Here is a 15,814-nt window from a genome sequence, read left to right as displayed (position 1 = left end):
TATCTGATGATTCCGGTGGTTATAAAAAATGGGCGCCCGCTATTCGCGGCGCAGCAGCTTTTCGGTCAACAAGTTACCCCACCAGCTGGACATGAAGCCGGCTTGAACCGCGTCACGATCATAGACCGTTTCAACCCATTCCCAGAAATCGATCGGATGGGTTTCATTGTAGGCGCGGTAGCTCTCGAAGAAATAATCCAGCACCCCGGTCTTGCCGGCCTTCACGTGCAGATATTTCAGCGACAAATGCTTGATGGCTTCGTCATAGGGCAGTTTGAGATGGGTCAGCGCGAACAGGACAGAGATGATGCCGGCCCGGTCTGCCCCCGACTTGCAATGGATCAGCGCGGGATATTCGATCGACTGGAAAATCTTCACTGCCCGCTGCATGCGATCGACATAAGGCGCCTCGCGTGATCCGAAGGGCATGTCGATCATCTCGAGGCCAAGGCGCTCGCACGCATCTTTCTCCAGATCGTAATAGCAGACGCCCGGCTGGGTCCCGCGAATATTGAGGATTGTCTTGAACCCGTCGGCCGCCAGCGCCTCCAGGCGCTCCGGGGAGGGCTGGTTGGCGCGCCACATGCCACCACCGACTTCATGCATATTGTGGAATTTCTGGCGCAGAATGCCGTGATCCTTCCACAGGAAATCCTGCCAGGCGCGCTCACGGTCCTTCGGGTCATTCAAGTCATAGGGCATGCTGGGCCTTTCATCTGGCTGCGCATTTAGGCCGGTCTCGGCGATGACGCAACCGCTCGCCATGCTTGACCTTTTGCGCCATGGAGGTGAGCTAGGGTCTGTCATGACCAAACGTCTGCTCTCCCGGCCCTGGGCCCAGGAAGTCCTTGCCTTCTTCGTCCTGCTCTATCTGGAGCTGGCGCGGCGCACCGTTCGCTGGGAAGTTCGCAACGCTGATTTCGTCGAGTCTGTCTGGGATGAGCGCAAATCCATCCTCGGCTGTGTCTGGCATGGACGCGTCCTGATGGCGCTGGAGGGCTGGGCCCGCCAGAAGGAGCGCATGGTCGCGCTAGCCTCACGCTCCCGCGAAGGGGAAATCGGGTCCCGACTGGCGCGCTGGTACAAGGTGGGTGTGGTCCGCGGCTCCTCGCGCAATCCCAACAAGCCGGGCGCGGCCAAGGGCGGCGAAGCCGCCTACCGCGCCATGGTCAATCATCTCAATGCCGGCGGCTGCGGTGCCGTGACGCCGGACGGACCGCGCGGCCCCCGCATGCGCGCCGGCTTCGGGGCGGTGCGCATGGCCCGTGACACCGGAGTACCCATCCTGCCCTTCACCTGGTCGACCCGGCGCAAGACAGTGCTGCGCAAGGCCTGGGACCATCATTGCCTGCCGCATCTTTTCACCCGTGGCGTGATCATCTGGGGCGAACCCATCTATGTCAGCAAGCAAGCCGACGCGGCGGAGCTCGAAGCCGCGCGACTCAATCTGGAAACCCAGCTCAATTCGCTGACACGCGAGGCCGATGAAGCGGTCGGCGGCGAGATCATCGAACCCGATTCCAAGCATCGCCCGGGCACCGGCAAAGCCAGCACGAGCGGAGCGAGCGGGGCGTCAGCGTGAACCTGCCGGCCTCAATCAGGGCCTATCGCGCGCTGACCGGGCTCGCCGCGCCCCTCCTGCCTGTCATTCTCGACCGCCGCGCCCGCGCGGGGAAAGAAGATCCGGAGCGGCGCCATGAACGCCTCGGGCGACCACAGATACGACGACCGGAAGGCCGCCTCATCTGGCTGCACGGGGCCAGTGTCGGCGAAAGCCTGGTCCTCGCCACCCTCGTTGACCGCATGGCCGCCGCGGACCCCGAGCTGGAATTCCTGGTCACCACGGGCACCGTCACCTCAGCCAAGCTGATGGCCAAGCGCCTGCCACCGCAGGCCAAGCACCAATACATTCCCGTCGACACGCCGGGCGCGGTCCGTCGCTTCCTCGACCACTGGCAGCCTGATCTTGGTGTTTTCGCCGAGTCCGAGCTCTGGCCGAACCTGTTGGTCGAGGCGCGCCGTCGCGCCATTCCGATGGCCCTCGTCAATGCCCGCATGAATGCGGCCTCCCTTGCGCGCTGGCGCCGCCGCGGCGATGCGGTCCGCAGCCTTCTCGACACCTTCGCCTGGATCGGTGCGGCCGACACCCGCACCCGCGACGGTCTGGAAGACCTGACCGGGCGCGAGATTGTGCTGGCCGGCAATCTCAAGCTGGAGGCGCGTGCGCCGGAGCCGGATGCCGGCGAGCTCAGCGGCCTGAGAAGCGTCATGGCGGGCCGCCCCGTCTGGCTCGCCGCCTCAACCCATGCCGGTGAGGACGAGACCGTGCTGAGTGCGCATGCGCTTGTGCGCAAAACCCAACCCGGCGCGCTATTGATACTTGCGCCTCGTCACCCGGAACGCGCTCCTGCGCTGGCCGATCTGGTCCGCGCGCGCGGCTTTCATCTCGCTTGCCGCTCGAAGGGCGAAGTGCCCGATGGTCAGGACACGGTGTGGCTGGCCGACACGCTCGGCGAAATGCCGCTCTGGTTTGCGCTTGCCCCGGCGGCCTTCATTGCCGGCAGTCTCAGGGCCGGTATTGGCGGCCATAACCCGATCGAGGCCAGCCAGGCCGGCGCCTGCGTGATCACTGGTCCGCATGTCGACAGTTTCGACGATATCTATACCGCCTATCGCGATCATGCCGCGATGCTGGAAGTCGATGACGCGCTGACCCTGTCCGAAGCGGTGGAACAGGTCTGGCAGGGCCGGGCTCCCGGCAAGGCTATGGCAGACCGCGCCATTGCCGCCGCTTCCGGCGGCGCGATGGAGACGACACTCGCGGCGCTCCACAGCCTTTTCGCTCCGGACGCAGCCAGCGAGGCAACGTCATGAAGGAGCCCGCTTTCTGGCGCACTGATGGCGGTCGCGGGTCCGGCGCCCTGGCGCGGGCCCTGCTGGCGCCACTGGGCTGGATTTATGCATGGACCGTGGCCCGTCGCCTGAGGCGGGCAGACCCGTTGCGCATAGCCCCGAAAGTGATTTGCGTCGGCAATCTGACCGTCGGCGGCACCGGCAAGACACCCATCACCCAGAGCCTGATGCAACGCGTGAGCGAAATGGGCCATGTCCCGGCATCCCTGTCCCGCGGCTATGGCGGATCGGAACCGGGTCCGGTGCGCGTCAGACCGGCTGAGCACGGCGCCGAGGCGGTAGGCGACGAACCGCTTCTGCTCGCCCGCAGCGGTGCGGCCTGGATCTCCCGGGACCGGGCCGCCGGTGGCCGAGCCATCGAGGCCGAAGGCGAGGCCGACCTCGTGCTGATGGATGATGGCCATCAAAACCCGGACCTGGCCAAGGATTGCTCCATTCTCGTTGTTGACGGTGTCACCGGCTGGGGACCCGGTAGCCTGTTTCCGGCGGGGCCTTTGCGCGAACCGGTCCGCACGGGTCTCGCGCGGGCCGATGCGGTCATTGTCATGATGCCCGGTCCGGACAGGGAACCGGACTGGAATCGCCTCGGCCTCGCCGATCTTGAAATCCCCCTCTTCCACGCCTGGCTGGAACCGGAAGCCCCGCCGCCACCGGGCAAGCTGATTGCCTTTGCCGGCATTGGCCGCCCGCAGAAATTCTTCGACGCGCTGGTCGCGGCCGGCGGTGATTTGTCGGAAGTCGCCGTCTACGGCGATCATCACGCCTTCAGCACGGCCGACCTTCGTCATCTCGACGCCCTTGCCCTCGCCCATGGGGCCCGGCTCATTACCACCGAGAAGGATTGGGTGCGCCTGCCGAAAGACGCGCGCGACCGCATCACCGCCTGGCCGGTCCGGGCTGCCTTCACCAATCCCGGCGCTCTGGACGGCCTGTTGCGCGACGTCATGGACGCCGCGCCCGAGGCTCGTTAAATCCGTTTCATGATTGAAGCCCAACGCAACGCCTCTGCCATGACCCGGTTCGGCTGGCGCTTTGAAGCCGCCGCCTGGGACGCCTATGCGGGCTGGTACAAGATCAAGGGGATCGACAAGGCGTCGGACGCAGCCGGTGAGCTCCTGCGCAGGCTCGGCCCCCTGATGCCGGTCCACAAGGTCGCCCGCATCAACATGCAACGTTGCTTCCCCGACGCCGCTGCGCCCGAGATCGAACGCCTGCTGGGCGGCATGTGGGAGAATTTCGGGCGCCTGGCCGGCGAGATGCCGCATCTGGGCGTCTTCTCAGGGCCGGAATTCAATGAGCGCGTCGAGTTCATCGGACGCGAGAAGTTCGAGGCGTTGCGCGATGCCGGCAAACCGGCGGTCATCATCTCGATGCACCACTCCAACTGGGAAATCGGCGCCGCCGCGATCAGCCAGACCGGCCTGCCCTGCCACATCACCTATCGGCCCGCCAACAATCCGCTGATCGACCGCCGCATCACCGACATGCGCGTCGGCTACGGGGTCAAGACGCTGACCGCCAAGGGCGGCGACGGGGCCAAGGCGCTGATGCAGGCGCTCAAGGCCGGCGAGGCCGTGGCGCTGATGAACGACCAGAAGATGAATGATGGTGTCGAGGCGCCTTTCTTCGGCCTGCCGTCGATGACCGCGCCCGGCCCGACGCGCCTCGCCATGCGCCATGGCTGTCCGCTATTGCCGCTGTCGATCCGGCGCATGGGCGGCGCCCGCTTCCGCGTCGAGGTCCATGACCCGATCGAGATCTCCACCAATCCGGACAAGACCGCTGCCATCATCGAGACGGTGACGCGGATCAATCAATGGGTGGAAAGCGAAATCCGCCAGGCGCCGGAACAATGGTTCTGGGTCCATCGGCGTTGGGCGAAGTCGGTTTACAAGGGCTCCGAATAGGCGGGGACACACACCATTTGATGCGCTGAAAAACCGCGATATCTGCAATGGTGCCCCTAAACGTCCGCGCCTGGCGCAAACCCCACCATAAACAGCTTGCCGAGAGGTCACCGTATCCGGTTTTCAAGCTCAAGGGTGAAACCGCGAAGCGGCCGCTGCGCGGCCCTTGACCTTGAAAACCGGATACGGCCTGCTGGCTGACAAGCGATGTATGGCTGATTGCGCGCGCGGCGCTATGGTCCGACCGAGGGACGCGAGCCGCCCGCCTAGCGCAGCTCACTCAGATCCAGATCCAGCAGGCTTTGCGGATCGGCGTAGAACTGGTTGCGCAGCTTTACCCGCCAGTCCAGGTGCGAGCCGGTGGCCCGGCCGCCGGCGCCCATGGCGCCAATCAGCTGGCCCTGCTCGACGATATCGCCCTCGGAGACCTCGACACCGGACAGGTGCAGGAAGGCCGAAACCAGCCCGTGACCATGATCGATGAAGATCAGACCACCCTCGTAATACATGTCCGGCTCGGCCAGCGTCACCAGACCGCCAGCCGGTGCATGGACCGGCGTGCCGACCTCATTGGCCCAGTCCAGACCCCAGTGTGGGCTGCCCTCATGGCCATTATTGTAGACCCGTGCCGAGCCATAGACGCCGGTCGTGATGCCCTCGGCGGGCGGAATGAAACCGTCGAGGAAGCCCTGACCGTCCCAGACCGAGTTGAAGGCGTCCTGCTTTTGCGCGTATTCGCGCTGACGCCGCGGCAGGGTGGAGGGGTCCGGCGTGACGGTGGCCTGGGGCACACCGTCGACATGCTGGAGATTGTATTCGCGCTGGGCGATGGTCACAGACTCCTGGAGATCACCGAGGCTGCGCGCCATCGTCAGCGTCATCTCACCGGGCGCCTGTCGCGGGATGGCCAGGACAGCATAGCCGTCAGAATCGGCTTGCGCGGAGATATCGTCCAATGACACCTGCTCGCCGGGCCCGGTCTGGCAAACAAGGAAACTGCCCTCGCGCCACTCGCCGCGGCATCTTTGACTGGGCGGCATCGCGACCATGGCGCGACTGTCGTCATCAGCCTGCTGCTCACGCGCCGCCGGCGCATTCTGGGCGATCAGATCGCCGATCGGATCCGCAGCGCCGTCGACCAGCGCCGTAGTGGACTGCAGGGCGAAAGCGAGCGCGAAACCGATCATCTGCCCGGCTCCGAATTGAGCTCGATCCAGCGCTGCTTGGCGATCTGGACGTTCTTGTAGGCTTCCTGCTCGTCGACATTCCAATAGCGCAGCTGGTCGAGCTGGATCGGGTCTCCGCTCACCGCACAACGCACAAAACTGCCCGCCTTCAGGATGATGAAGTCGCTGTCGCCGAATTCCAGGATGGCTTCGCCCTGGAAGTCCTTGTCGAAACTGAAATCACTCATGCATTTGTCTCTAGCAGGGTTTGCGCGCGAGCGGGAGGCCCGGCCCGCATCAGAAAAGCCGCCCCTGACCTGCCGCCTCCGGCTTGCTGCGGGGCTTGGGTTTCGGCTTGGACTTTTTCGGCAGGGCCGGGGTTTCCGGCGCGCGCTTGGAGGGTTTGCGGTCGCCTTCGATCCGCGCCGCTCGCTCGCCATCGGCGAAAACGAGATCAATTCCGGCCCCCTCCATCAACGCGGCGCCGGACCGCACCAGCTTGCCGGCGCGATCCCGCACCAGGACGAAACCGCGCTTGAGGACGGATTGGTGCGACAGGGATTCGAGGCGGGCGGCCCAATTGTCCAGCTCGCGTTTGCGGTCCCGACGGACCCGCGCCGCCGCCGGTGACAAACGATCGGCGCGTTCTGTCAATTGCTCGCGCTTCTGGCGCAGATCCCGCGTCAGGGCCGCTGGTTTCAGGCCTGCGGCAAGGACCAGCAGACGCCCGCGCTTCTCGGCGGCATGATTGAGCAGGGCCGGGTCAAGCTTGTCAGCGACCATGTCGAAGCGCTGACGCTTGAGCTCCATCAGCGCGGCGGGTCTTGGCAGCGCCCGGGCCGCCGAGCGCAATTCGGTGCGCCGCCGCTCAATGTGACGTGACAGGGCGGAGACGAGACGTCCGCCGAGTTGATCGAGATCGGCCTTCAGTTCCGCACGGACCGGCACCGCCATCTCGGCCGCTCCAGTCGGGGTTGGCGCACGACGGTCCGAGGCATAGTCGATCAGCGTGGTATCGGTCTCGTGGCCAACGGCCGAGATCAGCGGGATTTCGCTCTCCGCCGCGGCGCGCACCACGATTTCCTCGTTGAAACCCCAGAGGTCCTCGATCGAGCCGCCACCGCGGGCGACGATCAGCACATCCGGGCGCGGCACCGGGCCACCGTCTGGCAGAGCATTGAAGCCGCGAATGGCCTCGGCGATCTGCGGGGCTGCGCCCTCGCCCTGCACCAGGACCGGCCACAGGAGGACATGGCGCGGAAAGCGGTCGCGCAGACGATGCAGGATATCGCGAATAACCGCACCGGTCGGCGAGGTCACGACACCGATCGTGGTCGGCAGGAAGGGAATCGCTTTCTTGCGCGCCGGCTCGAACAGACCTTCCGCAGCCAGCTGCTTCTTGCGCTCTTCCAGAAGCGCCATGAGCGCGCCAGCCCCGGCGGGCTCCATGCTCTCGACAATGAGCTGGTATTGCGAGCGCCCCGGATAGGTCGACAGCCGCCCCTCAATGACAACTTCCAGCCCCTCTTCCGGGCGGAAGCGGAAGCGCTGCGCCGTCCCTTTCCAGGCGATCGAGGCAATGACCGCCTTGTCATCCTTCACATCGAAATAGACATGGCCGGACTTGGCGACGACAACCCGCCCCAGCTCGCCGCGGACACGGACATGACCGAAAGCGTCCTCAACCGTTCGCTTGAGCGAACCGGCGAGCTCTGAAACCGTGAATTCGTGGATGTTACCGGCGGGCGTGTTCATGACGACTCTGGTAAATCGGATCGCTCACTGCCGCAACGGGCCGAAGGCGGTCGGATAGACTCGCGATTGTCCGGCGATTGCGCTAGGCAGTGCCCGGGCATGGCCGATTAGACGTATTGAGGTTCACATGAAGGTTCTGGTGATTGGATCGGGCGGACGCGAACACGCCCTTGTCTGGAAGATTGCCCAGAGCCCCGCGGTCACGTCGATCCTGGCCGCGCCGGGCAGTGCCGCGATCAGCGAGCTGGCAACCTGCCACGACATGTCCGTCGCAGATCTGGATGGCATGGTGGAGCTGGCCCGTCGCGAATCCGTCGACCTGGTCGTTGTCGGACCGGAAAATCCGCTCTGCGACGGTCTCGCCGACCGGCTGCGGCAGGCCGGAATCGCCACATTCGGTCCCTCCAAACTGGCCGCGCGGCTGGAAACCTCCAAGGCCTTCGCCAAGGATTTCTACGCGCGCCACCATGTCCCCTCCGCGCGTTATGGTACTTTCTTCGACGCCGCCGAGGCGAAGGCCTTCCTCGACCAGTTCGAGCCGCCCTATGTGCTCAAGGCAGACGGGCTGGCGGCCGGCAAGGGCGTGGTCATCGTTTCCGACCGTGCCGAAGCCGAGGACGAGGTTGATGCCTTCCTCTCCGGCAAGTTCGGCGATGCTTCGCGCACCCTGGTGATCGAGGAATTCATGGCCGGCGAGGAAGTCTCCATTTTCGCGCTGTGCGATGGCGAGGATGTCCTTTATTGCGGCGCGGCCCAGGATCACAAGCGCGTGGGCGAAGGCGATTCCGGACCGAATACGGGCGGCATGGGCGCTTATTCCCCGGCTCCGATCGCCACACCGGCTTTGATCGAGACGGCGATGAAAACGATCATCGAACCCGTTGCGCGCGGTCTCGCCGCTGAAGGCTCACCCTTCCAGGGCGTTCTCTTTGCCGGATTGATGGTGACCGCCGAAGGTCCCAAGGTCGTCGAGTTCAATATCCGTTTCGGCGACCCGGAATGCCAGGTCCTGATGATGCGGATCGAGACTGACATCCTGCCCTATCTGCAAGCCACGGCGACCGGCAAGCTGGCCGACATGCCGGCCCTGAGCTGGACCGCCGAGCCGGCGATCACGGTGGTGATGGCGGCGAACGGCTATCCGGGCAATTACGAAAAGGGCAGCGTCATTGGCGGGGTCGACGCGGCCAACAAGATGGAAGGCGTGGTCGTCTTCGAAGCCGGCACGGCCCGCAATTCAGACGGCGAACGGACGGCCAATGGCGGCCGGGTGCTCAATGTCACGGCCAGCGGTGAAACGCTGCATTACGCCGTCGACCGGGCCTATGCCGCCGTCGACGAGATCGACTGGCCCGAAGGCTTCTGTCGCCGCGATATCGCCTGGCGCGCGCTCAAGACGCATTAGAACAAGCCGCGCGCATCGTTTGACTTCGCGGGCCCGGTCGTCATCTTCTTGCGCAAACACATGTTTGCGGGGAGGCAGACGAGATGCTGAAGACAGCCATGACCGCGATCGCCCTGATCGCCACCACCACACTTGCGCCGAGTGCCCTGGCCCAAAATGGTGATGACGCACTGACCGTCATCCATGCCGGCTGGTTGCTGGCCATACCGGGCGAAGACCCGGCCATGGAGCAGTCCATCCTGGTCCGCGGCGAGCGGATTGAAGCAATCGAGGCCGGTTATGTCTCGCCGGACGGGGCCACCATCATCGACCTTTCCGATGATTACGTGATGCCCGGCTTCATCGACAGCCATGTCCATCTGCAGTCGGAACTCGGACCGGGCCGGCGCTTCAACGCCTTCACCATGTCGGCCTCCGATCTCGCCTTTGACGGCGCGGTCAATGCCCGCACCACGCTGATGGCCGGCTTCACCACCGTGCAGGATGTGGGCGGCAATTTTGAGGCTTCACTCGCCCTGCGCGATGCCATCGCGGCCGGCGATGTGCCGGGCCCGCGCATGCGTGTCGCCGGTTCCGCAGTGACCCCGACCGGCGGTCATGCGGACATCAATGGTTTCTCGCTGGACGTGTTGCACATGTTCGCCAGCGAAACCGCCTGCAATGGCGAGGCACAATGCCGCGAGGCCGTCCGCACGCTGATCCGCGGCGGCGCCGACGTGATCAAGATCACCGCGACCGGTGGTGTCCTGTCCGACACCGCAGCCGGCGTTGAACAGCAATTCTTCGATGACGAGCTCGCGGCCATTGTCGAGGCCGCGCACATGATGGGCCGCCGCGTCACCGCGCATGCCCATGGCGTGACCGGGATCAATTCCTTCCTCGAGGCCGGCGGCGATTCGATCGAGCACGGCACCTATCTTGACCGCGAAAGCATCCGCCTGATGCGCCGCAATGGCGCCTATCTCGTCCCGACGGTGCTTGCTGGCGCCACTGTGGCCGAACTGGCCGAGACGGCTGACTTCATGACCGACAATCAGCGCGCCAAATCGCGCGAGGTGGGTCCGGTCATGCTCGACATGGCACGCCGGGCCCATGAGGGCGGCGTCTCCATCGCTTTTGGTACCGATAGCGGTGTCTCACGCCACGGCCTCAATGCCCGCGAGTTCGAGCTGCTCGTCGAGGCGGGCCTGAGCCCGATGGAAGCCATCGTCACCGCCACCATCAATGCCTCGCGCCATCTGCAGATGGATGGCGATATCGGTACGATCGAGGCCGGAAAGCTGGCTGACATCATCGCCGTCGACGGCAATCCGCTGGAGAATATCTCCGAGCTGCGCGAGATGGGTTTTGTGATGCAGGGCGGCGAGGTTTACCAGGACTGATGAGTGAGATCGACGACAGCTTCTCCGGCACCAAGCCGGTAGTCGACGCGCTGGCCTTTGACGAGGCGGCGCTGGCCGAGTGGATGCGGGCTCATGTCGGGGGGTTCTCCGGACCGTTGACGGTGGAACAGTTCAAGGGCGGACAATCCAACCCGACCTACAAGCTGGTGACGCCTGGCAAGGCCTATGTCCTGCGCCGCAAGCCGCCGGGCAAGCTTCTCCCCTCTGCACATGCGGTGGACCGGGAATTCCGCGTCATGAAGGCGCTGGGCGAGGCAGGCTTCCCGGCTCCGCTCATGCACGGCCTGTGCATGGAGCGGGAGGTCGTCGGGACAGAATTCTACATCATGGATTTCGTCGAGGGCCGGATCTTCTGGGACCCGCTCCTGCCCGATCTCGACACGGCCGAACGCGGTGCCATCTATGATGCGTCCAATGCGACGCTGGCCCAGCTGCACGGGATCGATTTCGAGGCTGCAGGTCTCGGCGATTACGGCAAGCCGGGCAATTATTTTGACCGCCAGATCGGCCGTTGGACCAAGCAATACAGAGCTGCAGAGACCGTGACCGTCCCGGCGATGGACAGGCTGATCGAGTGGTTGCCGACGGCCGCACCGGAACAGGAACGCACCAGCGTCGTGCACGGCGACTACCGTCTCGACAATATGGTCTTCCATCCCACAGAGCCGCGCGTGATCGCCGTGCTCGACTGGGAGCTCTCCACCCTCGGCGACCCGCTGGCCGACTTCACCTATCAACTGATGGGCTGGGTCATGCCGCCGGAAATCCGCAATGGCCTGCTCGGCGTGGACATCGCCTCTCTGGGCATACCCACGATCGAGCAATACACGCAGGCCTATTGCGACCGGACCCATCGCTCGGGCATTCCGGCGCTGGATTTCTATTTCGCCTACAACATTTTCCGCCTGACCTCGATCATCCAGGGGGTCTATGCCCGTTCCCTCCAGGGCAATGCGTCCAACGCCAAGGCGTCGGAAATGGGCGCGGCTGTCGAGCCGATGGCGGAAGCGGCCTGGGGATTTGCGAAACAGGCCGGGGCGTAGGGCAAGCTGCGGGCGATCAGTCGCCCGCAGGAATCGGAACGAGATTTTCCTGAGTGTCTGCGCCAGTCACCCATGCCGGCGCACGACCTGTTGATGAGGGTCTGCAGCCTTCAAAGCCGGCCTGCACCACACGCTCGCCCACCTCGCCCGAGGCGATATAGTCCGGCCATGATCGCCGCTTTCATCCTGCTAGCAACTTTCGTCACCGCCTTCATTTCCGGCGTGTTTGGCATGGCCGGCGGATTGATCCTGATGGGGGCGCTGGCTCTGGTCCTGCCGGTGGCGTCGGCGATGGTTGTGCATGGCGTGATCCAGAGCGTGTCCAATGGCTGGCGGGCCATCCTGCATCTCAAATGGATCGACTGGCGCGTGCTGGGGATTTACCTCGCCGGCTCCGCCGCCGCGGCGGGCCTGCTTGTCTTCGCCAGTTTCGAATTGTCCAAGCCATGGCTCTTCATCATTCTGGGCCTGGTACCGGCGGTGATCTGGCTGCCCAAACACATCCTCCATCTCGACGCCAGCCGCCCGCATCACGCGGTTGTCTGCGGCTTTGTCGTCACCGGGCTCAATGTCGTTGCCGGCGTCTCCGGACCGCTGCTGGATGTCTTCTTCGCCGACACCCGGAGCGACCGGCGCAGCATTGTCGCCACAAAGGCGGCGACCCAGGTCGTCAGTCATGGCGTCAAGATCGCCTATTACATCCTGCCCGCGATCGGTGCAGCCGGCCTGCCCTCGGCGCACTGGTTGCTGGTCGCCGCGCCTCTGGCCATTCTGGGAACGACGGCGGGCGCGCGTTTCCTCGCCTTGATGAGCGATGTCCAGTTCCGCCAGTGGACGAAATGGATCGTCTCCGCCATCGGGGCTATCTATGTCCTGCGCGGCGTTCTCCTGCTGACCGGATCCGGCTCATGATCATCACACCTCACATTCGCGAGAATGCGATTGCCCGCCTCGAACCGCTCACCGAGGCCCACCGCGAGGAACTCCGGCCACTCGCCGACGAGGCCGAGCTCTGGGCGCTGACCTCGCTCCGCGGCGATGGTGAGCACTTTGATCCCTGGTTCGACCTCATGCTCGGCAACACCCTGTCCGGCCAGCAGATCAGCCACCTCGTGCGCCGCCGTGACGATGGCGCAGCGGTGGGACATTCGGCCTGGCTCAGCCTAGTACCGGCCCACAAACGGGTGGAAATCGGCTGGACCTGGTATGGCAGGATGGCGCGCGGCACAGCGATCAATCCTGCTGCCAAGCTTCTGCTTCTGGCCGGCGCCTTTGATGCCGGTGCGGAACGGGTCGAGCTCAAGACCCACCATCTCAATGCGCGCTCCCAAGCCGCGATGACCAAGATGGGCGCGACGCGAGAAGGCACACTTCGCCGTCACCTCCTGTGCTGGACGGGCGAGTGGCGCGACACGGTCTTTTTCTCGGTCCTGAAAACGGAATGGCCCGCCGTGAAAGCCGGCCTGGAAGCGCGTCTCGCCTAGCGGCCGAAACCGGCAAGCGCCGCGCCCGGCCCGACACGGGCCAACGCGGCGGTGGGGAGGAGCTGGATCCGAGAATGCCCATGGCGGCGCTCCGACAGGGCGTTTTCCCATCGTTCAGCCCGCCAATCTCCTCACGCCACAGATTCGTGACAGATTTGCGATATCAGGAATTACCCCGACCCCACGATCATTTCGCGGGCAGCGTCGTGACGAAATCGGCTGTCAGCTTCGCCCAGCCGGCGAGCGCGTCGTCATCCAGATCGGACGGGCCGTCAACCGTCACCCAGCCCTTCATCACGCGACCCGTGAGATCCATTTCACGGGCTCCCGGCATCGCAAGGGCCGCCGCATAGCGATCGGGTCCGACCCGGACATGCAATTGATCATTCGACGTGCCGAAACTCATATTGCCGCCGATCATCAGCGCGACGCCGCCGAACATCCGCCGACGTTCCGGGCGCTGGCCGAGCGCGATCAGCGCCGCCTCCATCCGGTCGACAAGATCAGGGTCAAATGCCATCGCGCGGCTTTCCCTTGGCCTTGCGCCGGGCGCGAAAGAAATCCTTCAGCAGGCCGGCGCCCTCATCAGCCATGATGCCGGACACAATGTCGGGTCGCCAGTGACAGGTCGGCTGATCGAAGAAGCGCGGGCCCGAGATCACGGCTCCGCCCTTGGGATCGCTCGCGCCGAAGACCAGTCGGCCGATCCGGGCATGACTGATCGCGCCGGCGCACATCGCACAGGGTTCCAGCGTGACATAGAGTTCCAGCCCGGTGAGCCGGTAATTGCCCAGCGTCACAGCGGCCTCGCGCAGGGCCAGGATTTCAGCGTGGGCGGTGGGATCATGGCCGGCAATCGGGCGATTATGGGCCTGTGCGATGATTGCATCGGTCGCCGGATCGACGATGACCGCACCGATCGGTGCCTCGCCAGCCTCAGCTGCGGCTTGCGCCAGGCGTAGCGCCGCCGTCATAAAACGTGTATCGCGCGGGTCTGTCATACTGCGCGCGATAGAGCGCCGCTGCGAAAGGGTCAAGCGTGACCGGAACTGCCGACACTTCTGAACGTATTGCCAAATTCCTCGCCCGCGCCGGTGTGGCCTCACGTCGCGAGGTCGAGCGCATGATCGAGGATGGCCGGATCAAGGTCGACGGCAAGACGCTCGACACGCCGGCCTTCAAGGTGACGGGCAGCGAAAACATCGAAGTTGACGGCAAGCGTGTCGAGCCGCCCGCAGCCACCAAGCTCTGGCGCTATCACAAGCCGGACGGTCTGGTGACAACCCATGCCGACCCGGAAGGCCGCGAGACCGTGTTCGACGCGATCCCCAAGGATATCGGCCGGGTCATTTCGATCGGTCGCCTCGACCTGACCTCGGAAGGCCTGCTGCTGCTGACCAATGACGGCGCTCTCGCCCGCGCCCTGGAATTGCCCTCGACCGGCTGGACGCGTCGCTATCGGGCTCGTGCCTTCGGGTCTATCTCCGAGTCGGCGCTGAAGATCCTGCGCGCCGGCGTTACCGTTGAGGGCATCAAATACGGCCCCATGGAAGTCGAGGTCGAACGCGAGACCGGCTCGAATATCTGGCTCGAGGTTGGTATTCGCGAAGGCAAGAATCGCGAGGTCCGCAAGGCGCTCGACGCGGTCGGCCTGCGGGTGAACCGGCTGATCCGCATCGCCTATGGTCCGTTCCAGCTTGGGCAGCTGAGCAAGGGTGAGATCAAAGCCGTGCCCTCACGCGTGCTGCACGACCAGTGTGGTCACCTGATCGATTTGGGCGAGACACCGACCGGCCAGGCCATCGCCAAGCCGCGCCCGGCCAACCGCGCAGCGCGCAAGGGACCGGGTCAGAAGCCGGGCCATCGCGCCATGGGTGGCCCCGGTCAGCCCGGCCTCCCCAAACGCGACGTCGATGACAGCCTGCTCGAGGACAGCCGCAAGGGCCGTCCGCTGGACGCCAAATCGGCACGCGCCCGCCGCGGCAAGGATGGCAAGCCGACCGCCAAACCGGCTCCTGGTCGTGCTGCTCCGCGCGCGACCACATCGCGACCCGATACGCCCCGCACGGGCGGCCCCCGCAAGCCCGGCGGTCCGCGCCCGGGTGGGTCCCGATCGGGTGGGCCACGCAAGCCCGGCGGCCGGAGCTAGCGGCCATGCGTATCGTCGGCGGCAGGTTCCGCAATCGTGCCCTTGTAGCCCCCAAGGGGAAGTCCACCCGTCCGACCTCGGACCGGGCGCGCGAGAACATGTTCAACGTGATCGAACATGCCGACTGGTGCCCGGCGATCGACGGTGCCCGGGTCGCTGACTTCTATGCCGGCTCCGGCGCGCTGGGCCTGGAAGCGATCTCACGCGGGGCGGCTTTCTGCCTCTTCGTCGAGTTTGCGGCCGAAGCGCGCGGCGCCATCCGCGACAATGTCGACACACTGCAGCTCTTCGGCGTCACTCGCATCCACCGCCGCGACGCCACGGCGCTGGGCGAGAAACCCTCCAATCTGGGCGCACCCTTCAACCTGGTCTTCCTCGACCCCCCCTATGGCTTCGGCCTCGGCCCCAAGACTCTGAGCAAACTGCTCGACGGCAATTGGGTGAGTGACGACGCTGTGGCTGTGCTGGAAGTCGGAGCCGAAGAAGAACCGGTCACACCGGGTTGGACGTGTCAGGTGGAGAAGATCTATGGCGCGGCGAAGGTGCTGTTTTTGACGCGGGCCGAGTGATAGCGACGCCGACCGGTCAC

At 65.1% G+C, this 15,814-nt stretch carries 17 protein-coding genes; 11 read left to right on the top strand and 6 right to left on the bottom strand.

Translation table 11 applies throughout. From position 1 onward, the window contains the following. Positions 1 to 39 precede the first annotated feature (39 nt). Positions 40 to 702: a fused DSP-PTPase phosphatase/NAD kinase-like protein gene (locus JXQ94_RS02520; protein WP_421922247.1), complete on the bottom strand. Its 663-nt coding sequence runs from the start codon at positions 700 to 702 to the stop codon at positions 40 to 42. A 103-nt stretch (positions 703 to 805) separates the two neighbouring features. On the opposite strand from JXQ94_RS02520, the gene JXQ94_RS02515 reads away from it, so the two are divergent. From JXQ94_RS02515 to JXQ94_RS02500, 4 genes are read left to right on the top strand one after another with little or no spacing between them, the layout of a single operon-like run. Next, entirely contained in the window at positions 806 to 1,582 is a 777-nt protein-coding gene (locus tag JXQ94_RS02515) for a lysophospholipid acyltransferase family protein (protein WP_421922246.1), read from the top strand. After that, complete coding sequence (locus JXQ94_RS02510) at positions 1,579 to 2,874, top strand: 3-deoxy-D-manno-octulosonic acid transferase (protein WP_421922245.1); 1,296 nt, start codon at positions 1,579 to 1,581, stop codon at positions 2,872 to 2,874. Before JXQ94_RS02515 ends, JXQ94_RS02510 begins: the two co-directional genes overlap by 4 nt. After that, positions 2,871 to 3,884: a tetraacyldisaccharide 4'-kinase gene (gene lpxK, locus JXQ94_RS02505; RefSeq protein ID WP_421922244.1), complete on the top strand. Its 1,014-nt coding sequence runs from the start codon at positions 2,871 to 2,873 to the stop codon at positions 3,882 to 3,884. Before JXQ94_RS02510 ends, lpxK begins: the two co-directional genes overlap by 4 nt. Positions 3,885 to 3,893: 9 nt before the next feature. Continuing rightward, a complete protein-coding gene (locus JXQ94_RS02500; RefSeq protein WP_421922243.1) occupies positions 3,894 to 4,820 on the top strand; it encodes a lysophospholipid acyltransferase family protein in 927 nt (308 codons plus the stop codon). A 266-nt stretch (positions 4,821 to 5,086) separates the two neighbouring features. Here the strand turns inward: JXQ94_RS02500 and JXQ94_RS02495 are convergent, their stop codons facing one another. Genes JXQ94_RS02495 through xseA form a run of 3 tightly spaced genes read right to left on the bottom strand, consistent with a single transcriptional unit; the run spans position 5,087 to position 7,741 of the window. Further along, positions 5,087 to 6,007 carry a M23 family metallopeptidase gene (locus tag JXQ94_RS02495; protein ID WP_421922242.1) on the bottom strand — a complete coding sequence of 307 codons (921 nt, stop codon included), beginning with the start codon at positions 6,005 to 6,007 and terminating at the stop codon, positions 5,087 to 5,089. Next, positions 6,004 to 6,234: a DUF2093 domain-containing protein gene (locus JXQ94_RS02490; RefSeq protein WP_421922241.1), complete on the bottom strand. Its 231-nt coding sequence runs from the start codon at positions 6,232 to 6,234 to the stop codon at positions 6,004 to 6,006. The genes JXQ94_RS02495 and JXQ94_RS02490 overlap by 4 nt, the downstream gene beginning before the upstream one ends. A 49-nt stretch (positions 6,235 to 6,283) precedes the next feature. Next, positions 6,284 to 7,741 (bottom strand): exodeoxyribonuclease VII large subunit, encoded by a 1,458-nt coding sequence (xseA, locus tag JXQ94_RS02485; protein WP_421922240.1) that lies wholly within the window; start codon positions 7,739 to 7,741, stop codon positions 6,284 to 6,286. A 127-nt stretch (positions 7,742 to 7,868) separates the two neighbouring features. Between xseA and purD the strand changes: the two genes are divergently transcribed. The 5 genes from purD (at position 7,869) to JXQ94_RS02460 (ending at position 13,076) form a co-directional block, all read left to right on the top strand. Continuing rightward, positions 7,869 to 9,146, top strand: coding sequence for a phosphoribosylamine--glycine ligase (gene purD, locus JXQ94_RS02480; protein WP_421922239.1), 1,278 nt, complete (start codon positions 7,869 to 7,871; stop codon positions 9,144 to 9,146). 83 nt (positions 9,147 to 9,229) lie between these two features. After that, positions 9,230 to 10,528 carry an amidohydrolase family protein gene (locus JXQ94_RS02475; protein ID WP_421922238.1) on the top strand — a complete coding sequence of 433 codons (1,299 nt, stop codon included), beginning with the start codon at positions 9,230 to 9,232 and terminating at the stop codon, positions 10,526 to 10,528. After that, positions 10,528 to 11,592: a phosphotransferase gene (locus JXQ94_RS02470; RefSeq protein WP_421922237.1), complete on the top strand. Its 1,065-nt coding sequence runs from the start codon at positions 10,528 to 10,530 to the stop codon at positions 11,590 to 11,592. Before JXQ94_RS02475 ends, JXQ94_RS02470 begins: the two co-directional genes overlap by 1 nt. A gap of 168 nt (positions 11,593 to 11,760) precedes the next feature. Beyond that, positions 11,761 to 12,504 carry a TSUP family transporter gene (locus JXQ94_RS02465; RefSeq protein WP_421922236.1) on the top strand — a complete coding sequence of 248 codons (744 nt, stop codon included), beginning with the start codon at positions 11,761 to 11,763 and terminating at the stop codon, positions 12,502 to 12,504. After that, entirely contained in the window at positions 12,501 to 13,076 is a 576-nt protein-coding gene (locus JXQ94_RS02460; RefSeq protein WP_421922235.1) for a GNAT family N-acetyltransferase, read from the top strand. The genes JXQ94_RS02465 and JXQ94_RS02460 overlap by 4 nt, the downstream gene beginning before the upstream one ends. 187 nt (positions 13,077 to 13,263) lie before the next feature. Here the strand turns inward: JXQ94_RS02460 and JXQ94_RS02455 are convergent, their stop codons facing one another. Together JXQ94_RS02455 and tadA are read right to left on the bottom strand one after the other, a co-directional pair. Continuing rightward, a complete protein-coding gene (locus JXQ94_RS02455; RefSeq protein WP_421922234.1) occupies positions 13,264 to 13,596 on the bottom strand; it encodes a TfoX/Sxy family protein in 333 nt (110 codons plus the stop codon). After that, positions 13,586 to 14,077 (bottom strand): tRNA adenosine(34) deaminase TadA, encoded by a 492-nt coding sequence (gene tadA, locus JXQ94_RS02450; RefSeq protein ID WP_421922233.1) that lies wholly within the window; start codon positions 14,075 to 14,077, stop codon positions 13,586 to 13,588. The genes JXQ94_RS02455 and tadA overlap by 11 nt, the downstream gene beginning before the upstream one ends. Positions 14,078 to 14,115: 38 nt before the next feature. Here tadA and JXQ94_RS02445 point away from each other — a divergent pair, with 38 nt between their 5' ends. Together JXQ94_RS02445 and rsmD are read left to right on the top strand one after the other, a co-directional pair. Continuing rightward, complete coding sequence (locus tag JXQ94_RS02445) at positions 14,116 to 15,225, top strand: pseudouridine synthase (protein ID WP_421922232.1); 1,110 nt, start codon at positions 14,116 to 14,118, stop codon at positions 15,223 to 15,225. Between the two features lie 5 nt (positions 15,226 to 15,230). Beyond that, positions 15,231 to 15,794, top strand: a complete 564-nt coding sequence (gene rsmD / locus JXQ94_RS02440) for a 16S rRNA (guanine(966)-N(2))-methyltransferase RsmD (protein ID WP_421922231.1) — start codon at positions 15,231 to 15,233, stop codon at positions 15,792 to 15,794. Positions 15,795 to 15,814 lie beyond the last annotated feature (20 nt).

It is taken from the genome of Maricaulis maris (genome assembly GCF_049116555.1).
Lineage (GTDB): Bacteria > Pseudomonadota > Alphaproteobacteria > Caulobacterales > Maricaulaceae > Maricaulis > Maricaulis maris_C.
Note: the sequence above shows the minus strand (reverse complement) of the source record. Positions and strands in the feature narration are given on the sequence as shown.

Bases quoted from the DNA above. Each gene is read 5' to 3' on its own strand.
- JXQ94_RS02465 (WP_421922236.1), top strand. From the start codon at position 11,761: ATGATCGCCGCTTTCATCCTGCTAGCAACTTTCGTCACCGCCTTCATT.
- tadA (WP_421922233.1), bottom strand. From the start codon at position 14,077: ATGACAGACCCGCGCGATACACGTTTTATGACGGCGGCGCTACGCCTG.
- JXQ94_RS02495 (WP_421922242.1), bottom strand. From the start codon at position 6,007: ATGATCGGTTTCGCGCTCGCTTTCGCCCTGCAGTCCACTACGGCGCTG.
- xseA (WP_421922240.1), bottom strand. From the start codon at position 7,741: ATGAACACGCCCGCCGGTAACATCCACGAATTCACGGTTTCAGAGCTC.
- JXQ94_RS02490 (WP_421922241.1), bottom strand. From the start codon at position 6,234: ATGAGTGATTTCAGTTTCGACAAGGACTTCCAGGGCGAAGCCATCCTG.
- JXQ94_RS02470 (WP_421922237.1), top strand. From the start codon at position 10,528: ATGAGTGAGATCGACGACAGCTTCTCCGGCACCAAGCCGGTAGTCGAC.
- JXQ94_RS02460 (WP_421922235.1), top strand. From the start codon at position 12,501: ATGATCATCACACCTCACATTCGCGAGAATGCGATTGCCCGCCTCGAA.
- JXQ94_RS02475 (WP_421922238.1), top strand. From the start codon at position 9,230: ATGCTGAAGACAGCCATGACCGCGATCGCCCTGATCGCCACCACCACA.
- JXQ94_RS02520 (WP_421922247.1), bottom strand. From the start codon at position 702: ATGCCCTATGACTTGAATGACCCGAAGGACCGTGAGCGCGCCTGGCAG.
- lpxK (WP_421922244.1), top strand. From the start codon at position 2,871: ATGAAGGAGCCCGCTTTCTGGCGCACTGATGGCGGTCGCGGGTCCGGC.
- JXQ94_RS02515 (WP_421922246.1), top strand. From the start codon at position 806: ATGACCAAACGTCTGCTCTCCCGGCCCTGGGCCCAGGAAGTCCTTGCC.
- rsmD (WP_421922231.1), top strand. From the start codon at position 15,231: ATGCGTATCGTCGGCGGCAGGTTCCGCAATCGTGCCCTTGTAGCCCCC.
- JXQ94_RS02455 (WP_421922234.1), bottom strand. From the start codon at position 13,596: ATGGCATTTGACCCTGATCTTGTCGACCGGATGGAGGCGGCGCTGATC.
- JXQ94_RS02500 (WP_421922243.1), top strand. From the start codon at position 3,894: ATGATTGAAGCCCAACGCAACGCCTCTGCCATGACCCGGTTCGGCTGG.
- purD (WP_421922239.1), top strand. From the start codon at position 7,869: ATGAAGGTTCTGGTGATTGGATCGGGCGGACGCGAACACGCCCTTGTC.